Origin of the sequence: Streptomyces halobius, from assembly GCF_023277745.1 — a bacterium.
Classification (GTDB): Bacteria; Actinomycetota; Actinomycetes; order Streptomycetales; family Streptomycetaceae; genus Streptomyces; species Streptomyces halobius.
The window spans coordinates 3,777,287-3,794,907 of sequence record NZ_CP086322.1 but is presented as its reverse complement, the minus strand read 5'-3'; the positions used below and the strand labels follow the sequence as shown (position 1 = coordinate 3,794,907).

Annotated in this window: 16 protein-coding genes; 13 read left to right on the top strand and 3 right to left on the bottom strand. The window is 70.4% G+C overall.

Going from position 1 to position 17,621, the window contains the following annotated elements; genetic code table 11:
- Window positions 1–4: 4 nt before the first annotated feature.
- Window positions 5–1,318, bottom strand: coding sequence for an amino acid deaminase (locus K9S39_RS17220; RefSeq protein WP_248864250.1), 1,314 nt, complete (start codon window positions 1,316–1,318; stop codon window positions 5–7).
- Window positions 1,319–1,570: 252 nt separating this feature from the next.
- On the opposite strand from K9S39_RS17220, the gene K9S39_RS17215 reads away from it, so the two are divergent.
- The 4 genes from K9S39_RS17215 to K9S39_RS17200 all read left to right on the top strand — a co-directional run bounded on the left by K9S39_RS17215 (window position 1,571) and on the right by K9S39_RS17200 (window position 5,566).
- The gene (locus K9S39_RS17215) at window positions 1,571–2,608 is read left to right on the top strand and encodes a sugar kinase (RefSeq protein ID WP_248868830.1); all 1,038 of its coding nucleotides are present in this window, start codon (window positions 1,571–1,573) and stop codon (window positions 2,606–2,608) included.
- Between the two features lie 22 nt (window positions 2,609–2,630).
- Window positions 2,631–3,392, top strand: coding sequence for an IclR family transcriptional regulator (locus tag K9S39_RS17210; protein ID WP_248864249.1), 762 nt, complete (start codon window positions 2,631–2,633; stop codon window positions 3,390–3,392).
- Entirely contained in the window at window positions 3,389–3,799 is a 411-nt protein-coding gene (locus K9S39_RS17205; protein ID WP_248864248.1) for a RidA family protein, read from the top strand. Before K9S39_RS17210 ends, K9S39_RS17205 begins: the two co-directional genes overlap by 4 nt.
- A gap of 285 nt (window positions 3,800–4,084) precedes the next feature.
- Window positions 4,085–5,566, top strand: a complete 1,482-nt coding sequence (locus K9S39_RS17200) for a GntP family permease (RefSeq protein WP_248864247.1) — start codon at window positions 4,085–4,087, stop codon at window positions 5,564–5,566.
- 108 nt (window positions 5,567–5,674) lie between these two features.
- On the opposite strand, the gene K9S39_RS17195 is transcribed toward K9S39_RS17200, so the two are convergent.
- Window positions 5,675–7,024 carry a M14 family metallopeptidase gene (locus tag K9S39_RS17195; RefSeq protein ID WP_248864246.1) on the bottom strand — a complete coding sequence of 450 codons (1,350 nt, stop codon included), beginning with the start codon at window positions 7,022–7,024 and terminating at the stop codon, window positions 5,675–5,677.
- 263 nt (window positions 7,025–7,287) lie between these two features.
- Here K9S39_RS17195 and K9S39_RS17190 point away from each other — a divergent pair, with 263 nt between their 5' ends.
- Window positions 7,288–8,247 carry a trypsin-like peptidase domain-containing protein gene (locus tag K9S39_RS17190; RefSeq protein ID WP_248864245.1) on the top strand — a complete coding sequence of 320 codons (960 nt, stop codon included), beginning with the start codon at window positions 7,288–7,290 and terminating at the stop codon, window positions 8,245–8,247.
- 115 nt (window positions 8,248–8,362) lie between these two features.
- Here K9S39_RS17190 and K9S39_RS17185 read toward each other — a convergent pair whose 3' ends face one another.
- Entirely contained in the window at window positions 8,363–9,376 is a 1,014-nt protein-coding gene (locus tag K9S39_RS17185; protein ID WP_248864244.1) for a chitinase, read from the bottom strand.
- A 361-nt stretch (window positions 9,377–9,737) separates the two neighbouring features.
- Here K9S39_RS17185 and K9S39_RS17180 point away from each other — a divergent pair, with 361 nt between their 5' ends.
- The 8 genes from K9S39_RS17180 to K9S39_RS17145 all read left to right on the top strand — a co-directional run bounded on the left by K9S39_RS17180 (window position 9,738) and on the right by K9S39_RS17145 (window position 17,438).
- Window positions 9,738–10,937, top strand: a complete 1,200-nt coding sequence (locus K9S39_RS17180; RefSeq protein ID WP_319949560.1) for a hypothetical protein — start codon at window positions 9,738–9,740, stop codon at window positions 10,935–10,937.
- A gap of 76 nt (window positions 10,938–11,013) precedes the next feature.
- Entirely contained in the window at window positions 11,014–11,730 is a 717-nt protein-coding gene (gene cpaB, locus K9S39_RS17175) for a Flp pilus assembly protein CpaB (protein WP_248864243.1), read from the top strand.
- A gap of 13 nt (window positions 11,731–11,743) precedes the next feature.
- Window positions 11,744–13,225 (top strand): AAA family ATPase, encoded by a 1,482-nt coding sequence (locus tag K9S39_RS17170; RefSeq protein WP_248864242.1) that lies wholly within the window; start codon window positions 11,744–11,746, stop codon window positions 13,223–13,225.
- Between the two features lie 3 nt (window positions 13,226–13,228).
- Window positions 13,229–13,612: a TadE family protein gene (locus K9S39_RS17165; protein WP_248864241.1), complete on the top strand. Its 384-nt coding sequence runs from the start codon at window positions 13,229–13,231 to the stop codon at window positions 13,610–13,612.
- Window positions 13,612–14,202, top strand: a complete 591-nt coding sequence (locus K9S39_RS17160) for a TadE/TadG family type IV pilus assembly protein (protein ID WP_248864240.1) — start codon at window positions 13,612–13,614, stop codon at window positions 14,200–14,202. The genes K9S39_RS17165 and K9S39_RS17160 overlap by 1 nt, the downstream gene beginning before the upstream one ends.
- On the top strand, window positions 14,199–15,539 hold the full coding sequence (locus K9S39_RS17155; protein WP_248864239.1) for a CpaF family protein: 1,341 nt from the start codon (window positions 14,199–14,201) through the stop codon (window positions 15,537–15,539). The genes K9S39_RS17160 and K9S39_RS17155 overlap by 4 nt, the downstream gene beginning before the upstream one ends.
- A complete protein-coding gene (locus K9S39_RS17150) occupies window positions 15,536–16,525 on the top strand; it encodes a type II secretion system F family protein (protein ID WP_248864238.1) in 990 nt (329 codons plus the stop codon). The genes K9S39_RS17155 and K9S39_RS17150 overlap by 4 nt, the downstream gene beginning before the upstream one ends.
- Before the next feature lie 19 nt (window positions 16,526–16,544).
- A complete protein-coding gene (locus tag K9S39_RS17145; RefSeq protein WP_248864237.1) occupies window positions 16,545–17,438 on the top strand; it encodes a DUF5936 domain-containing protein in 894 nt (297 codons plus the stop codon).
- The last annotated feature ends 183 nt before the right edge of the window (window positions 17,439–17,621 follow it).

Genomic DNA, 17,621 nt, shown 5'->3' with positions numbered 1-17,621 from the left:
CGCCTCAGAAGAAGGTGCGGATGAGGTCGACGACCGTGCCGTCCGCCTCGACCAGCGGGATCAGCTGCCATTTGTCGAAGGACGTGCAGGGGTGCGACAGACCCAGCCCGACCCAGTCGCCGACCTCCAGGGCGCCCGCGCTCTCCGTCGCGAGCCAGGCGTGCTGGTCGGACAGGCCGGTGACGGTGATGCCGTCCGCCGGGCGCACGGTGCCGTCCCGGCCGGACCGTACGACCTGGGCCTGCGGCAGATCGAGGTCGTGCGCGGCGTCGCGCTTGCCCGCGTTGAGGAACGCCTGCTCGGGGGTGGGACGGGAGACGACCTGCGCCCACAGCCGGAATGCGGGCTGCAGTTCGCCCTCCTCCGGTACGCGGTTGAAGGGAGTGATACGGCGGTAGTGGCCGCTGTCGTGCGAGACATACGCGCCCGAGCGCAGCAGCTTGAGGGCCGGGGCGGACAGCTCGGGGAGCTCGGCGAAGACCTCGGCGACGGTGTCGAACCAGGCGCTGCCGCCGGAGCTGATGACGATCCGGTCGAGATCGGCGAACCGGCCGGCCTTGTCGAACTCCACGGTCAGTGCCACCAGCCGGCGCAGATAGGCGGCGACCCTCTCGGGTGTGGGCTGCGGGACCTCGCCCTCGTAGCCGGCGATGCCGACCAGCCGGAGGGTGTCCACCCCCGCGATGGCGTCGGCGAGTTCCAGGCACTCGGTCTCGGTACGGACGCCGGTACGCGCGCCCTCACCGGCGCCCAGTTCGACGACGACGTCCACCGGGCGGGTGGCCCCGGCCTCGCGCAGCGCCGTGTCCATCAGCTCGATACCGCGCAGCGAGTCGACGTAACAGATCAGCCGGAAGTCCGGGTCGGTGTCCAGCTCGCGGGCGAGCCAGCGCAGCGCGGCCGCGTCCACCACCTCATTGGCGAGGAAGATCCGCTGGATGCCGTAGGCGCGGTAGACACGGACCTGGTGGGGGACGGCGGCGGTGATGCCCCACGCCCCGCGCTCCAGTTGGCGGGCGAAGAGCTGCGGGGCCATACAGGTCTTGCCGTGCGGGGCGAAGGCCAGGCCGTGCCGTTCGGCATAGGTCTCCATCACGGCCAGGTTGTGCTCGACGGACTCGGCGGAGAGGGCCAGGACAGGGGTGGTGAAGCCGCCACGGAAGAGGTTGCGGCGCTGGGCGGCCAGCTCTCCGATGGTCAGGCCGTCGGCGTCCGGGGGGAGCGCCTTGAAGCGGTGATCGATCCGTTCGTCCGCGAGTCCCCCGAGTCCTTGGACGACTCCCTGCGTGAGTCCCTTCGCGAGCCGCTCGCCGGCCATGGGGCCTCCTCACACTCTCGTTGCAATATTTGCAACAGTCATTGCGTATAACGCTTAACGCTGTCTAACATCCGAGCTGTCAACGGGTCAATGGTGGAAGAAACGCCGGGTCAATGGTGGGAGAAACCGCGAGAAGGCCGGGTGCGGACGCCACTGGGGAAGCCCGCTGTGCAAGCCGTGGCGAGCGAAGGAGCGCGACCGATCGTGACCACGTTCTCCAACGACGTCGACGTCGTCTGCCTCGGCGAGTCCATGGTCACCTTCCTGCCCACCACACCGGGGCGGCTCGCCGACGTACCCGCCTTCGAGCGCGCCATCGGCGGTGCGGAATCCAATGTGGCGTGCATGCTCGCCGCCGCCGGCCACCGCGCCCGGTGGCTCAGCCGGGTGGGCGCCGACAGCTTCGGCGACCACCTCGTCCAGGCCATCACCGGCTACGGCGTCGACACGCGCGCCGTACGCCGCGACCCCACCCGCCCCACCGGCATCTACTTCCGCACCGCCGGCGACCGCGTCACCGACGCCCACGAAGTGGCCTACTACCGGGCCGGTTCCGCCGCCTCCGCCATGTCCGTCACCACCATGGACCTGGCGGCGATCGGATCGGGCCGGATCCTGCATCTGTCCGGGATCACGGCCGCCCTCTCCGAGGACTGCCTGGGCCTGCTGGGCGACCTCACGACTCCGCGCCCCGGCCGCCCACTGGTCTCGTTCGACGTCAACCACCGGGCCGGACTCTGGACGGGCGATCGGGACCCCCGGATCCTCCTCGACCTGGCGCGCCGCGCCGACATCGTGTTCGTCGGCGACGACGAGGCCCGGGACGCATGGGGCCTGCACGGCATCCGGGCCCTTCGCGAGGCGATCCCCGAGCCGGACATCCTGGTCGTCAAGCAGGGCAGGGGCGGGGCGATGGCCTTCCACGATGTCTTCCAGGGCGTCGACGACCCGCTCCTTCACCGCACCGGCATCACCGAACTCCGCACCCGCGTCCCGTCCCTGAACGTCGACGTCATCGCCGCCGCGGGCGCCGGCGACGCCTTCGCCGCCGGGTTCCTCTCCGCCACCCTCCGCGGGCTGCCCGTCCGTACCCGCATCCGGTACGGCCACCTCTGGGCCGCCGCGGCCCTCACCGCCCCCGGCGACCTCGCCGCACCCCCGGGCCGGGCGCTCGCCGACCGCCTGGCCGGTCTCGACGACACCGCCTGGGGGACACTGCACCTCGGCCCCGGCTGGACGAACGCCATGGCGGCCGACGAACAGGCCGATGAGGAGGTACGTACGCGGTGAACGAGCGAAGCGAGGCACCGGCATGAGCCAGACAGTCGATCGCGCGCTGAGCATCCTTCCGCTGCTCGCGGAGGGCCCGGCCAACCTCGAACAGGTCGCCGTCCGCCTCGGCGTGCACAAATCCACCGCCCTGCGCCTGCTGCGCACCCTCCACGAACACGGCATCGTCTACCGCCAGGCGGACCAGCGCTACCGCCTCGGCGCCCGGCTCTTCACCCTCGCCCAGCAGGCCGTCGAAAACCTCGACATCCGGGAGATCGCCCACCCCCACCTCGTCGCACTCCACGAGAAATGCGGACACACCGTCCATCTCGCCGTCCACGAGGAGAACGAGGTCCTCTACATCGACAAGGTCGAGAGCCGCTACCCCGTCCGGATGTACTCCCGGATCGGCAAACCCGTCGCCATCACCGTCGCCGCGGTCGCCAAACTGCTGCTCGCCGACCTGCCCGAGGCCGAGCGCCGCGCCCTCGCGGAAAAGCTCGACTACCCCCGCTACACCTCCCGTTCGACGCCCGACGCCGCGGCCTTCCTGGCCGAACTGGCCAAGGTCCGCGAACAGGGCTGGGCCACCGATCTCGGTGGCCACGAGGAGTTCATCAACTGCGTGGGCGCCCCCATCCGCGGCGCGGACAAACGCGTCGTCGCCGCCATGTCGGTCTCCGCGCCGAACGTCGTCGTCACCGCCGACGAACTCCTCACCCTGCTCCCCCTGGTACGCCGCACCGCCGAAGCCATCAGCCGGGAGTACTCCGGCACGACCCCAGCAAAGGACCCCGCATGACGGACAAGATCGCCCTCACCCCGGCCACCCACACCACCCCGCCCGCGAAGTTCTCGCACGGCGTCAAGAAGGGCAACATCCTCCAGGTCGCCGGCCAGGTCGGTTTCCTCCCCGCCGCCGAGGGTCGGCCCCCGACGCCCGCCGGCCCCACGCTGCGCGAACAGACCCTGCAGACCCTCGCCAACGTCCAGGCCATCCTCGAAGAGGGCGGCGCGACCTGGGACGACGTCATGATGATCCGGGTCTATCTCACCGACATCGACCACTTCGCCGAGATGAACGCGATCTACAACGCCTACTTCGAGGCCGAGGGCCTCAAGGAAGCCCCCGCCGCCCGCACCACGGTCTATGTCGGCCTGCCCAAGGGACTGCTCATCGAGATCGACGCCCTCGCGGTCCTGGGCTGAGCCACCACCTGTTCCTCCACAGCCGGGCGACCGCCTGTCCCTTCAGAGCTGCGCCACCCGTGAACCCGGCCGCGGTGGCGTCGGGGACGCCGGGACCGCCTGTCCCTTCAGAGCTGAGCCACCCCCACCGTGCCTTGAGAGCATCCGCCAGAACATCGCACCACCGGCCGCACGGCACGGCACCCGCACCCCAGGGGGCGCCGTGCCGTGACCCGTCCCGCCCGGCGTGATCTCCAGGGGACACCCCCGGACCCCCGGGCCTCCTCCCGCCAACGGAGTTCCCCGATGTTCCTCGCCGCCACGAGCGCCGCCCCACCACCATCGTCACCACCCCACACCGGCGGACTGCTCGCCCTGATACCGGGCACCGCGGGCCTGTTGACGGTCGCCGCCCTCGGCATCGCCCTCCTCCTCGTCCTGATCATCAAGGTCCGCCTCCAGCCTTTCGTCGCCCTGCTCGGCGTCTCCATCGCCGTCGGCCTGGCCGCCGGCCTCTCCGTCACCGAACTCTTCGGTACGGTCCAGAAATCCGCCGCCGTCTCCGTGATCGAGACCGGCATGGGCGGCATCCTCGGACATGTCGCCATCATCATCGGCCTGGGCACCATGCTCGGCGCGATCCTCGAAGTCTCCGGCGGCGCCGAGGTGTTGAGCGCTCGCCTGCTGGGCCTCTTCGGCGAGAAACGCACCCCGCTGGCCATGGGCCTGACCGGCCTGATCTTCGGCATCCCGGTCTTCTTCGACATCGGCATCTTCGTCCTCGCGCCGATCGTCTACGCGGCGGCCAGGCGGAGTGGCAAATCCATCCTCCTCTACTGCATGCCACTTCTCGCGGGTCTCTCCATGACCCACGCCTTCCTGCCCCCGCACCCCGGGCCCGTCGCCGCCGCCGGTCTCTTCAAGGTCGACCTCGGCTGGGTCATCCTCATGGGCACCGTCTGCGGCATCCCCGCCGTACTGGCCGCCTGGGGTTACGGCGCCTGGATCGGCAAGCGGCTCTTCGTCCCCGTACCGCAGGACATGGTCGAGGCCGCCGAGGAGGCCAAGGCCGCCGTAGCCGCGGAGCAGAGCGCCGCAGGGGGCTCCCCACGGGAAAAGCCGGTCGCCCTCATCACCGTCCTCGCCATCATCGGCACCCCTCTCGTCCTCATCCTCCTCGCGACCTTCTCCTCGGTCGCCCTCGCCCCCAGCACCCTCCGCTCGGTCATCGAGTTCTTCGGAAGCCCCTTCGTGGCGCTGACCCTCGCGCTACTGCTCGCTTACCACCTGCTGGGCATCCGCCGGGGCTGGTCCCGCAAGTCCCTGGAGACGGTGTCCACGGCGTCGTTGAAGCCGATCGGCAACATCCTCCTGGTCGTCGGCGCGGGCGGGGTCTTCGGCGCCGTCCTCAAGGGCAGCGGCGTCGCCGACGCCCTCTCCGACACCTTCCACACCGTCGGCCTCCCGGTCATCCTCCTCGCCTATCTGCTGTCCCTCGTCCTGCGGGTGGCCCAGGGCTCGGCGACGGTCGCCATCGTGACGACGGCGGGGATCGTGCTGCCGCTGGTCGAGGGGCAGGGGATGTCACAGGCGCATCTGGCGCTGGTCATCATGGCGATTTCGGCGGGGTCGATTTTCGCTTCGCACGTGAACGACGGCGGCTTCTGGATGGTGGCGAAGTACTTCGGGATCCCGGAACGGGACACCCTGAAGTCCTGGACCGTGCTGGAGTCGGTGCTCTCGGTCGCGGGCTTCGCGGTCGCGGCGCTGGTGAGTCTGGTCGTCTGACCACGGATGAGGCCAGGAACGCGGGTGAAGGCGCCCGGTCGGCATCGACGGACCGGGCGCCTCGCACGCTCATCTCACGTGTTCACTTCACTTGCTCACTTCACGCGCTCAACTCCCCTTGCAGTACTGGTCCTCCTTGCCGATCGCGCGATAGGGGCAGTCGGCGATCTCCGCGAGCTGCAGCACCGCCTCGCGGTTGCGTGAGGTCTCCTTCGGGATCACGGTGTCGCGCGGATAGAAGCCGCCGCCGGCAGCCGATGACGGGTACATCTCGAACGTGTAGCCGAATATCTTCTGGTCGCCCCACAGCCAGTCGTCGATCGAGCCGTCGGTGATGTACAGATCGCTGGACTGCTCGGGCGTGTAGCCGTTGCTGGCGGCCATGTCCTTGCCGATGGCGGCGAAGGCGTCGTGGTCGTCCTGGGTCATGCCCTCGCCGGTGTCGGCATAGGTGTAGCCGAAGGGCCAGAGGACGAGTTCGCTGTAGGTGTGGAAGTCGATGGCGGTCTTGATCTGCTGCTGGCCGCCGACGTTCCGGCTGCGGACGAAGTCGGCGACGACCTTCACCTCGGGGGCCGATTCGGGGGACGGGCCGCGGTAGGTCTCGGAGCCGGGGTTGCCGGACGAGCCGCCGCAGCAGCCCCACTTGTAGTCCCAGTTGCGGTTGAGGTCGGTGCCGACCTGGCGGGATCCGCTGTTGGGCTGGCGGTTCTTGCGCCAGCTGACGAAGTTCCCGGAGGCGATGTCGAACTCACCGCCGTCCGGGTTGAGGTCCGGGAGGATCCAGAGTTCACGGGAGTCCAGCATCTTGGTGACGCGGTCGTCGCTGCCGTACGTCGAGGTGAACTCGTTGAGGAGGTAGAGGGCCATCTCGACCGTGAGGTGTTCACGGGCGTGCTGGTGGGAGGTGAAGAGGACCTCGGGCTCCTGCTCGTCCTCGGACACGTTCTTGCTGAGTTTGAGGGCGAGGATGTCGCGGCCCTCGTGGGACGTGCCGATGACCTGCTTGCTGAGGATGTCCGGGTACTTGGCGACGAGGCCGTCGATCTCCTTCGTCGCCTCGTCGTAGGTGTGGTAGCCCGTGTAGCCCTCGGGGAAGTCCTTGACCTTGCCGGAGGGGGAGCCCTTGCCGGTGACCGGTGGGTCGGGCAACCGGCTCACCGTGTGGCCGAGTTGGCGTACGGCGGTGGCCTGAGCGGGCTTCGCGGTGATGACGACGGTACGTCCGTGCACCTCGTCGATGGAGACCCCGGTGGCGGCGAGCGCGGTGCGCTGGGCGCGGGTCGCGGGGCCGGTCACCTCGTACTGGTGCGGGCGTTCGGCGCCGAGGGAGGTGCCGGAGGCGGTGGGCCCGGCGGGCGGGGCGCTCTGCGCCTGCGCGGTGAGGGGGGCGGCGAGTGCGAGGGAGAAGAGTGCGGCGAGGACGGTGATGCGTCCGCCGCGTATTCGTGGTCGCATGCGGTCTCCTGTGGGGGGTGAGAGGTAGCGACGGCGCCAGTGTTGAGCCTTGGCATGGGCGGGTCAAGGTGAGGGAAAGTCAAAGTTGTGGGAGTGGCTCCGGTTGGCCCCGGGACCTCGTTGAACCCGGCAATCTGTCATTGATCTGTCATCGATTTCCGGAAATTCATTGCCAGGCAGGGTTGTCGGCGCCAACAATGCGCACGACAAAGCCGAAGGGGCACCAACGACCTTCGGTGACAGATGCGGAGAGGACCCCCCACATGATCAGACCTCTCGTCGGCGCCCTGGCCACGGCCGTTCTGGGCGCCGCAGCCCTGGTGGGCACCGCCGGACCGGCCGGTGCGAGCCCCCATCCGGGCAAGTCAGCGCAGGAGCAGGAGCGGACGCAGGCGTCGCAGCTCGTGGTCGACTCCAAGGCCAAGGACCGGACCACGGCCCAGGTCACGGCCAAGGGCAAGTCCAAAGCGGTGGGCTTCGCGGGTACGGTCGCGCTGAGCAACTGCTCGGGCTCGATCGTCAAGATGCCCACGTCGCAGGAGAACGACCCGGCCCTGGTGATGTCCAACGGCCACTGTCTGGAAGGCGGTATGCCCGGTGCGGGCGAGGTCGTCGTCGACCGGCCGTCCAGCCGCAGATTCACCGTGCTCGACGCGTCGGCCGGTGAGCTGGGCACGATCAAGGCCACCAAGGTCGCGTACGCCACGATGACCGACACCGATGTGTCGCTGTACGAGACCGGCTCGACGTATGCCGAGATCGAGCAGAAGTACCAGATCAAGCCGCTGGAGCTGGCCACCGAACACCCTGCCCAGGGGGCGGCGATCAGCGTGGTGTCCGGCTACTGGAAGAGGATCTACTCCTGCAACATCGACGGATTTGTGCACAACCTCAAGGAGGGCGACTGGACCTGGAAGGACTCGGTCCGTTACACCCCGGAGTGCAAGACGATCGGCGGGACGTCCGGATCGCCGGTGATCGACACCGCCTCCGGCAAGGTCGCGGCGGTCAACAACACGGGCAATGAGAGCGGTGAGAGGTGCACCGTCAACAACCCGTGTGAGGTGGACGAGAACGGCAAGGTCACCGTGCGCAAGGGCATCAACTACGCCCAGCAGACGTACGGGATACCGAAGTGCTTCGGCGTCGGCAACAAGCTGGATCTGAGCGCCGAGGGCTGTGAACTGCCCGAGCCCTCGGGTGCGTCGGCCGGCCGTCGCTAGGACGTAGTCACCGCTCCTGCGCAAGGCGCTCATACGCAAGACGCCAGGTCCCGTGCATGCGTGCACGGGACCTGGCTGTGGGGGGTGGCGCCTGGAGCCGCCCGGGGGCAGGGGGTTACGGGAGGCCGTGGACGTGCGCGCCCACCTGGCCGGCGAATTCATTGCCGTTCGAGGCGTCCCAGTTGGTGGACCAGGTCATCACGCCGCGCAGGCCCGGGTAGGTCTTGGACGGCTTGAAGGAGCCGCAGTCGCTGCCCTGGGTGAGGCAGTCCAGGGCGGCGTTGACGACGGACGGGGCGACATAGCCGCTGCCGGCGGCCCGGGAGGAGGCCGGTACGCCGATGCCCACCTGGGACGGGTCGAGGCCGCCTTCCAGCTGGATGCAGGCGAGCGCGGTCAGGAAGTCGACCGAGCCCTGTGCGTAGACCTTGCCGTCACAGCCGTTCATGGAACCGCTGTTGTAGTACTGCATGTTGACGACCGTCAGGAAGTCCTTGATGGCGAGGGCCGTCTTGAAGTACTCGTTCTGCGGTGACTGCATATCGACGGTCTGTGGGGCCATGGTCACCACGACGTCCTTGTGCGCGGCGTGAATGGCCTTGAGGGCCTGTGTCATGTAGGTCGAGTTGAGGCCGTTCTCCAGGTCGATGTCGACGCCGTTGAAGCCGTATTCGTCCATCAGCTTGTTGATGGAGTCGGCGAAGTTCTTCGCGGAGGCGTCGTCGTTGACCGACACCGAGCCCTTCTCGCCGCCGACGGAGACGATCACGGATTTCCCGGCGTCCTGCTTGGCCTTGATATCGGCCTTGAAGTCGTCGACGGAGCCGTATCCGACGGCCGGGTCGAGGTTGAAGGTGACGGCGCCCGGCCGGCCGGTCGCGTCGGCGAAGGACACCGCGATGATGTCGTAGGCGTCGTCGACGTCCTTCAGCTTCTGCACGGTGGCGCCGTTGTCGAAGTTCTGCCAGTAGCCGGTGACCGCGTGCTCGGGCACCGTGGCGGTGTGTGCCGCCGGTTTCGCCGGTCGTTCCTCGGAGGCGCTGGCGGAGCCCGCCGCGACGGTGCCGGCCGACGTCAGCACCGCGGCGGCCAGCCCTGCCAGCAGCCTTGTCCTCAGCCTTCTGTGCACTGTTCCTGATCCTGCGCGAGCCACGACTGCCTCCGGGTGGGGGGTGTTTGGGGGAGTGGTGCGGGTGCGCGGCTCAGGGGCCCCTGTGCTTGCGGTACAAGTTGGTCCAGACCAATGACCGTGTCAAGGGTCGTGTCGGAAGCGGTCGTTCGCACGGTCTTCGGCCGGGCGGTATGTGCCATTTCCCGGACCGGTATATGCCAGATCCCAGGGGGCCGATGGTCATGACGAGTAGCCCAGAACGTGTTCTCTTGGGGCGTATCTCGTGGATAAAGTGCTGAACGTATGGCGCCGATGGCGCAGAGCTGTGCCGATCCGCGGTCCCGGGACCTCCGGCGGCCGGAGGGAGTGGGGGAGCGACGTGCCGACCGCGATTGCAGTCACCAGCCCTGACCTCGCGCTGCCCGCCATCGACCGGCAGACCCCGGCCGCCGTCGTCCTGCGGGCCCCGCATCTCCAGCCGCTGGACGACGCCCTGACGGAGACCGGCGCCGTACTGGAGCACCACGGCCACCTCGTCGCCCTGTACTCCGCCGCCTGCCCGCCGGACCACATCCGCCGGCTGCACACCCTGCGCGCGCTCCTGGAGAGCGACCGCATCGCCATCCTGCCACTGGACCTGCCACCATTGGCCGTGGCCGTGCTCGCCCGCCAGCTACGGCAGTTGTCGCTGTGCGACTTCAGCCCGGGGGTGCTGGCCTGCGCGACGCGGCTGCTGGCCCACTACGTCCACGCGGGCGCGCTGCTGGGTAGTGTCAGCGGCCTGGACCGCGTCGAGGTGGATCTGCGCTCCCATATGAAGTCCTGGCTGCCGGGCGCGCATTTCGCGGTGCTCGCCAACCCCGAACCGCGGCTGCTGCACGTGGACCGGCACAGCTCCGAGGCCGGGCTGCCGGCACCCGGCTTCGCCACCCGACTCGCCGTCGCCCGGGGGCAGCTCGCGGGGGAGTGGGTGGGCGGTGTGCTGGCCCCGGCCTGGCGTACGCAGGGGGTGTGCGAGGAGCGGCTGCCCGCCGAGTCCGCCCGGTGGTGGGGCACCCACAAGCTGATCGAATTCGCGGCGGCCATCCCGGACCCTTCGGTGCTCTACCAACTGGTCGCTTCCGTACGGCGCGAGGGCTGCCGCTGGTGCGGCCTGGAACTCATCGGCGACCGGTGCGCGTTCTGCGCGGAACCGGCGGCGAGGGACGGGGCGGCCGCCGGCCAGGGGCACCTGGGGGCCGCCGCCGGGCAGACGGCGATTGAGGGGCGCGGGACGGCGCAGGCCGCCTGCGCTCCCGCGGCGACGGCCCCTGCTCCTCCTTCGCCTCCCCCTCCTCCCGCCCATGCCCCCGCTCCCGTGGCGCAGGCGCCCGCCCCGGCCCCGTTCCCCGTACCCGACGCGCCGCCCGAGGCGCTGCGGCAGCGCGGTCTGTCGCCTGTGGCGCCGGAGGGCGTCCCGGACGATCAGGGCGCGCGCTGTGGACCGGGCCGGGTGGACGTACGAGGTCCCGATATGTCGGGCGGATCGTACGCGGCGGGGGCGGGGCAGCTCTACGAGACCGCACCTCCGGGCAGGTAGCACCCCAAACCGCCCGCCACTCCCGACAACTGACCGTCCCGTCTCCCCTCCCCGTCCCGATCGAGGTCCCACCCCCATGAACTCACGCCAGCGCCGCGGAGTGATCCTGCTGCTCCTGTCGGTTCTCTGTGCGGTCGGCGCGTTCGTCGGCGTACTGTCGGTGATCAAGAACGTAGAGTCCAAGGTCGGGCCGGAGAAGACGGCGTATCGGCTCAAGGCGGATGTCGCGGCTTACCGAGCACTGGATCCCGGGCAGTTCGAAAAGGTGAGGATGCCGGAGCGCTGGCTGCCGCCCACCGCCGTGACCGACCTGGACAGGGTCAGCGGCAAGATAGCGGTGACCCCGCTGAAGAAGGGCTCGCTGCTCCAGGACGACATGATCGTCGAACGCCCGGCGCTGAAGCCCGGACAGCAGGAGATCGCCATCATGATCGACGCCGCCACCGGCGTGGCCGGCAAGATCAATCCCGGTGCCCGGGTGAACATCTACGCCACGTTCGAGGGCAAGCGCCCGGAGGACCGGCCGGTTTCCAAGGTCATCGTCGCCGGCGCCCAGGTTATCGACGTCGGCAAGCTGACACCGCTGGAGTCCAAGGACCCCGGCGACACCACCGCAGGACGCCGGGGCGGCCCGGCGGTGCCGATCACTTTCGCGCTGGACACCCGGGACGCCCAACGGGTCGCCTACGCCGAGTCCTTCGCCTCCCACGTACGGCTCGCCCTGCTCGCCCCCGGCAGCGAGACCGCCATCCCGCCCGGCGAGCGCACCTACACCCTCGACGGCGACAAATGACCCGGAGGCACAGGTGACCATCCGTATCCTCCCGGCGGTCGGCGACCCCGACGCCGCCCGCGCCGTGGCCGCGCTGCTCAGCCAGCTGCCGGACGCCGAACCCGCGCCCGCCGTCGCCGATTCCACCGCGCTGCTGGGCGCCCTGGCGGCGGCCACCGCCCACGAAGCCGGCGGGCAGGGGGCCACCGCACCGCCCGAAGCCCCGGCCGCGGCGGTCGAAGGGCTCCCCGAAGTCCTCCTCGTCCACGAACGCATCGGACCGGTCCCGGCGCTGGAGCTGATCCGCGAGGTGGCGCTGCGTTTCCCGGCCGTCGGTGTGGTGCTGATCACCACCGACGCGGGCCCCGCGCTGTTCTCCGCGGCGATGGACGCGGGCGCCCGCGGCATCGTCGGCCTGCCGCTGGGATACGACGAACTGGCCGCCCGGGTGCAGGCCGCCGCCCAGTGGTCGGCGGGCGTACGGGTGCACCTGGGGGGCGGCCAGGACGCTCCTCCCGGGCCGAGCGGCACCCTGGTGACCGTGACCGGCGCCAAGGGCGGTGTCGGCACCACGGTCGCCGCCGTCCAGCTGGCACTGGCCGCACGTGCGGCGGGCCGTAGCGTCGCGCTGGTCGACATGGACCTCCAGTCCGGCGATGTCGCCTCCTACCTGGACGTCCAGTTCCGCCGTTCCATCGTCGACCTGGCCGGAATCCAGGACATCTCCGTACGGGTCCTCCAGGACGCGGTGCACGACCACCACACCGGTCTCGGCCTGCTGCTGGGCCCGGAGGAGGGTGAGCGCGCCGAGGAGGTCGACGACCGGGCCGCCCGACAGATCGTCACCGCGCTGCGCTCCCGCTATGACGTGGTGATCGTCGACTGCGGCTCCCAGATGCAGTCCGCCAACGCCGCGGCCGTCGAACTCGCCGAGGCCGCACTGCTGGTGACCACCCCGGACGTGGTGTCCGTACGCGCCGCCAAACGGCAGGTACGGCTGTGGGACCGACTGCAGATCCGCAAGGCGGCGGACACCACCACGGTCGTCAACCGCCTCACCCGTAACACCGAGATTCAGCCACCGCTGGTCGCCAAGGCCACCGGCACCCAGGTGGCCAGAACGACCATCCCCGCCGCCTTCAAGGAGCTTCAGCCGTGCGTCGACGCGGGCCGGATGCAGGACCTGGACAGCCGGTCCACGGTCAAGCAGGCGCTTTGGGCGCTGGCCGGCGAGCTGGGCCTGGTCGGGTCGCCGGCCGTGCGCCAAGGGCGGGGCAGCCACCGGGCGCGTCCGTCGCTGACGGGACGTAAGCGCAAGGCGATAACTGCGGGGGCCGCTCCCGGCGCCGGTGCGGTTTCCGGGCCCGGCCCGGGGACGGCATCGGGGCCGGTCTCCGGGCCTGCGCCGGGGTCCGGCACCGCGCCCGGGCCCGGTCATCGGTTCGGCCCGCGGCGCGCGGCGGCGGCCAAGAGCCCGGGGCCGTTCGATCCGGCCGGTCCGTACGAGGAGGGCTGAGCGGTGCGGCGGCCGCTGGGCGGCGGCGACCGGGGGCAGGTGTCCGTGGAGTTCCTCGGGCTGCTCCCGCTGATCGCGCTGGTGCTCATCCTCGTCTGGCAGTTCGTGCTGGTCGGCTACACCTACTCGCTCGCCGCCAACTCCGCGGACCGGGGGGCGCGGGCCGCCACCGCCACCCAGGGCGGCGGCGCGGGCGCCTGCCGCTCCGCCGCCGAGGACGATCTGCCCGACTCCTGGCGCGGCGGCGCCTCGACCGCCTGCCATCCCCAGGCAGGACTGTGGAAGGCCACGGTCCGCCTCAAGGTCCCGGTGCTCTTCCCCGGGGCGGGCGACTTCCCTTGGACGGTCACCGGCACGGCCGGTGCCGCGCAGGAGGACAGCGGGTGATGACGGTGCCGACGACGACCGCACGCGGCGGCAGCCCCTCGGGGTGCCTGGCCAGGCTGTTCCATCCGCTGTCCCGGCCGCACGGCCGCCGTGTCCCTGCCCGCCTGCGCGGCCGCGGCCGGGACCGGGGCCAGGCGTCCATCGAATTCCTCGGCTTCCTGCCGATCCTGCTCATCGTCGCGCTCGCCGTGGTCCAGCTGGGCCTCGGTGCGTACGCCGTCCAGCAGGCCGGAACGGGCGCCCGCGCCGCGGCCCGTACCGCCTCGATGGACGAGGCCGACCGCACGGCCGATCCACAGACCGCCGGCCGGGCCGCGATGAGCGGCTGGCTCGCCGACGACGCGACCATCTCCGTGACCGGCGGCGGCGGTTCGGTCCACGCGACCGCCACCGTCCGCATCCCGTCCCTGATCCCCGGCGTCGACTTCGGCTCCGCCCGCCGCGGCGCCACCATGCCCCGCCCCGCGAACGCCCTGGACGGCGGCCCGCGGACGTACGAAGGAGCACCCGGAGTGTCGGCGCAAGGAACACAAGGAACACGAACAGCACCAGGAGCACCCGGAGTGCCGGCGCAAGGACCCCCGCGATGAGCCTCAAAGCCCGGATCGTCGCCCCCGAGCCGGCCGGCGAGGCCCGCCAGGACAGCCACCTGGTCGCCGTCTACCGCGCCAAGCTGCTCGAAGAGATCGACCTCGCCGAGATGTCCTCGCTGTCCGCCGACGAACGCCGCTCCCGTCTGGAACGCGTACTCGGCCACATCATCAGCCGCGAGGGCCCGGTCCTCTCCACCGCCGAGCGCTCCCAGCTCACCCGCCGGGTGGTGGACGAGGCGCTCGGCCTGGGCGTCCTGGAACCGCTCCTCGAAGACGCCTCCGTCACCGAGATCATGGTCAACGGCCCGGACCAGGTGTATGTCGAGCGCTGCGGCCGGGTCGAGCTGGTCCCCGTCCGCTTCGCCTCGCACGAGCAGCTGATGCAGACCATCGAACGCATCGTCTCGACCGTCAACCGCCGGGTGGACGAGTCGAATCCGATGGTCGACGCCCGCCTCCCCACCGGCGAACGGGTCAACGTCATCATCCCGCCGCTCGCCCTGAACGGCGCCACCCTCACCATCCGCCGCTTCCCGCGCGCCTACACCCTCGCCGAACTCATCGGCATGGGCACGCTCGACGAACAGATGCTGATGCTGCTGGCGGGCCTGGTACGCGCCAAGTTCAACGTCGTCGTGTCCGGGGCGACCGGTGCGGGGAAGACCACCCTCCTCAACGCGCTCTCCGGGCTGATCCCCGACGGTGAACGCATCATCACCGTCGAGGACGCCGCCGAACTCCAGCTCCAGCAGACCCATGTCATCCGGCTCGAATCACGGCCGCCCAACGTGGAGGGCAAGGGCCGGATCACCATCCGCGACCTCGTCCGCAACTCCCTGCGCATGCGGCCCGACCGCATCATCGTCGGCGAGGTACGCGGCGGCGAGACCCTCGACATGCTCCAGGCGATGTCCACCGGCCACGACGGCTCGCTCGCCACCGTCCACGCCAACAGCGCCGAGGACGCCCTGATGCGGCTGCAGACCCTCGCCTCCATGTCGGACGTCAAGATCCCGTTCGAGGCGCTGCGGGACCAGATCAACAGCGCTGTCGACTGCATCGTCCAGCTCGGCCGGCTCGCCGACGGCTCCCGGCGGATCGGCGAGATCGCCATCCTCGACTCCCGCGGCCACGAGGACTACCGGATCGCCACCGTCTGCCGCTTCGACGTCGCCCCGATGGGCGCCGACCGCGTCGTGCACGGGGCCTTCCGCTACTTCCCGCTGCCCCGCCGGGTCGCCGAACGCCTCTTCATGGCCGGCGAACCCACCCCGCCCGCCTTCGGCGTCGCGGCCACCGACGACCAGCTCGCCACCCGGAAGGCCACCACATGACCGGCTGGGCCCTGACCACAGCTTCCGGGGGCCCGATCACGGCCACCGGGAACGCCCTCCCCCTCCTCGCCCTCGGGGCCACCCTGCTGTGCGGGGCCCTCGCGGTCGCCGGCGTACGCGTCTACGCGGCCGGGCGCGCCCAGCGGCAGGCCGTCGTCGACCGGCTCGCCGACGAACGGGGGCTGTCGCCGACCGGCCGGCGCCGCCGCTTCCGGTCCGTCGACCGCGTCCTGCGCCGTACCCGCTTCGGCCGCCGCCTCGAACTCCGGCTGGCCGCCACCGGCCTGGACGTCACATCTGGAGAGTTCTTCGTCGCCGTGCTCGGCACGGCCCTCGTCGTCTGGCTGATCGCCCAGGCCACCCTTGCCCCCTTCTTCGGCCCGATCACCGCCCTGGTCACCCTCTGGGCCGCCCACGCCTTCCTCAACTGGCAGCGCCAGAAACGCATCGAGAAGTTCATCAACCAGCTCCCCGAACTCTCCCGGATCCTCGCCAACGCCACCCAGGCCGGCCTGGCCCTGCGTACCGCCCTCGGCATGGCCGCCGAGGAACTGGAGGCCCCGGCGGGCGAGGAACTGGCCAAGGTCTCCGACAAGCTCGCCGTGGGCCACTCCATCGACGACGCCCTCGGCGAACTCGCCGACCGTCTCCCCTCCCGCGAACTCGTCGTCCTCGTCACCACCTTGGTGCTCTCGCACCGCGCCGGCGGCACCGTCGTCGGCTCGCTGCGCAACCTCACCAAGACCCTGGAGGAGCGCAAGGAGACCCGCCGCGAGGTCCGCACCCAGCTCTCCCAGGTCGTCGTCACCGCCTATGTCGTCCCCCTGCTCGGCATCGGCACCCTGCTCCTGATGAACCGCATCGCCCCGGGCGCCATCGACCGGATGACCTCCTCCTTCCTCGGCCAGCTCGCCGTCGTCGTAGCCTTCGTCCTCTACGGCCTCGGCTTCTTCTTCATTCGCCGCCTCGCCAAAATCGACGTCTAGGTGTCAGGGAGCCATGGGAATGGGAATCGGTGTCCTGCTGGCCCTCGCCTTCGCCCTCTCGGTCGTCGGCATCTGCTGCGGGATCGCGCTCTACCGCCGCGAAGCCAGACTCCCGCCCGACCTCGCCCTGTCCCTGGAGGTCGGCTCGACACGTACGACGGCCGTCGGCTCGGTGGTGGACCGCGCCGGTATGCGCTACGCACCGCTCGTCCTGCGGCTGATGGGCGACAAACGCGTGGCCCGGGTACGCCGCCGGATCGACCTGGCCGGCAACCCCGGCGGCCTGACCGTCGACCGCTACGCCGCCCGCCGCGCCGTCTACGGGGCCCTCGGCTTCTTCGGCGCGCTGGTGATGTTCCTGCGCGACCAGCCCGTACTCGGCGTCCTCATGGTGCTGTTCGGCCTCTTCTGGACCGAGGTCGGCATCTGGGCCGCGATCCGCCAGCGCAAGGACACCATCGAACGCACCCTTCCCGACTTCCTCGACGTGCTGGCCGTCGTCGTCAGCGCGGGACTCGGATTCCGTCAGGCACTGGACCGGGTCGCGGACAAGTACGAGGGTCCCTGGGCCGACGAACTCCGGATCACCCTCCGCCAGATGGACATGGGCGTCAGCCGCCGCACCGCCTTCGAGGAGCTGCGCAAACGCAATGACTCCGAACAGGTCGCCCAGTTCGTGACGGCCCTGCAGCAGGGCGAGGAGCTGGGATCGCCGATCGTCGAGACCCTCATCCAGATCGCCAACGACATGCGCCGCACGGACGCCCAGAACGCCCGCCGGCGCGCGGCCCGCGCGGTCCCCAAGGCCACGATGGTGATCACCACCTTTATGGTCCCGGCCACGATGATCCTGCTGATCGCCGGGTTCTTCCTGGGATCGGGCACCGACTTCGGTTCCCTGATGGGCGAGTGACCGTTGACCAGGGCTGCCGCTCCATCGGCCCGGTGCTTGCGGATGCACATCACCACGGCCGGATGAGGACGCTCTGCGGCCCGCTTCTGGCCAACGCCTTCGCAAGAGCAACGAGTTGTGCCACAGTGGATGGCCGACGGCTCCGCTCGCACCGTGGCGCGGGTGGGGCGGCGGTCCGCGAAG

Bases quoted from the DNA above. Each gene is read 5' to 3' on its own strand.
- K9S39_RS17195 (WP_248864246.1), bottom strand. From the start codon at position 7,024: ATGCGACCACGAATACGCGGCGGACGCATCACCGTCCTCGCCGCACTC.
- K9S39_RS17160 (WP_248864240.1), top strand. From the start codon at position 13,612: ATGACGGTGCCGACGACGACCGCACGCGGCGGCAGCCCCTCGGGGTGC.
- K9S39_RS17220 (WP_248864250.1), bottom strand. From the start codon at position 1,318: ATGGCCGGCGAGCGGCTCGCGAAGGGACTCACGCAGGGAGTCGTCCAA.
- K9S39_RS17190 (WP_248864245.1), top strand. From the start codon at position 7,288: ATGATCAGACCTCTCGTCGGCGCCCTGGCCACGGCCGTTCTGGGCGCC.
- K9S39_RS17145 (WP_248864237.1), top strand. From the start codon at position 16,545: ATGGGAATCGGTGTCCTGCTGGCCCTCGCCTTCGCCCTCTCGGTCGTC.
- K9S39_RS17200 (WP_248864247.1), top strand. From the start codon at position 4,085: ATGTTCCTCGCCGCCACGAGCGCCGCCCCACCACCATCGTCACCACCC.
- K9S39_RS17215 (WP_248868830.1), top strand. From the start codon at position 1,571: ATGGTCACCTTCCTGCCCACCACACCGGGGCGGCTCGCCGACGTACCC.
- cpaB (WP_248864243.1), top strand. From the start codon at position 11,014: ATGAACTCACGCCAGCGCCGCGGAGTGATCCTGCTGCTCCTGTCGGTT.
- K9S39_RS17210 (WP_248864249.1), top strand. From the start codon at position 2,631: ATGAGCCAGACAGTCGATCGCGCGCTGAGCATCCTTCCGCTGCTCGCG.
- K9S39_RS17155 (WP_248864239.1), top strand. From the start codon at position 14,199: ATGAGCCTCAAAGCCCGGATCGTCGCCCCCGAGCCGGCCGGCGAGGCC.
- K9S39_RS17150 (WP_248864238.1), top strand. From the start codon at position 15,536: ATGACCGGCTGGGCCCTGACCACAGCTTCCGGGGGCCCGATCACGGCC.
- K9S39_RS17205 (WP_248864248.1), top strand. From the start codon at position 3,389: ATGACGGACAAGATCGCCCTCACCCCGGCCACCCACACCACCCCGCCC.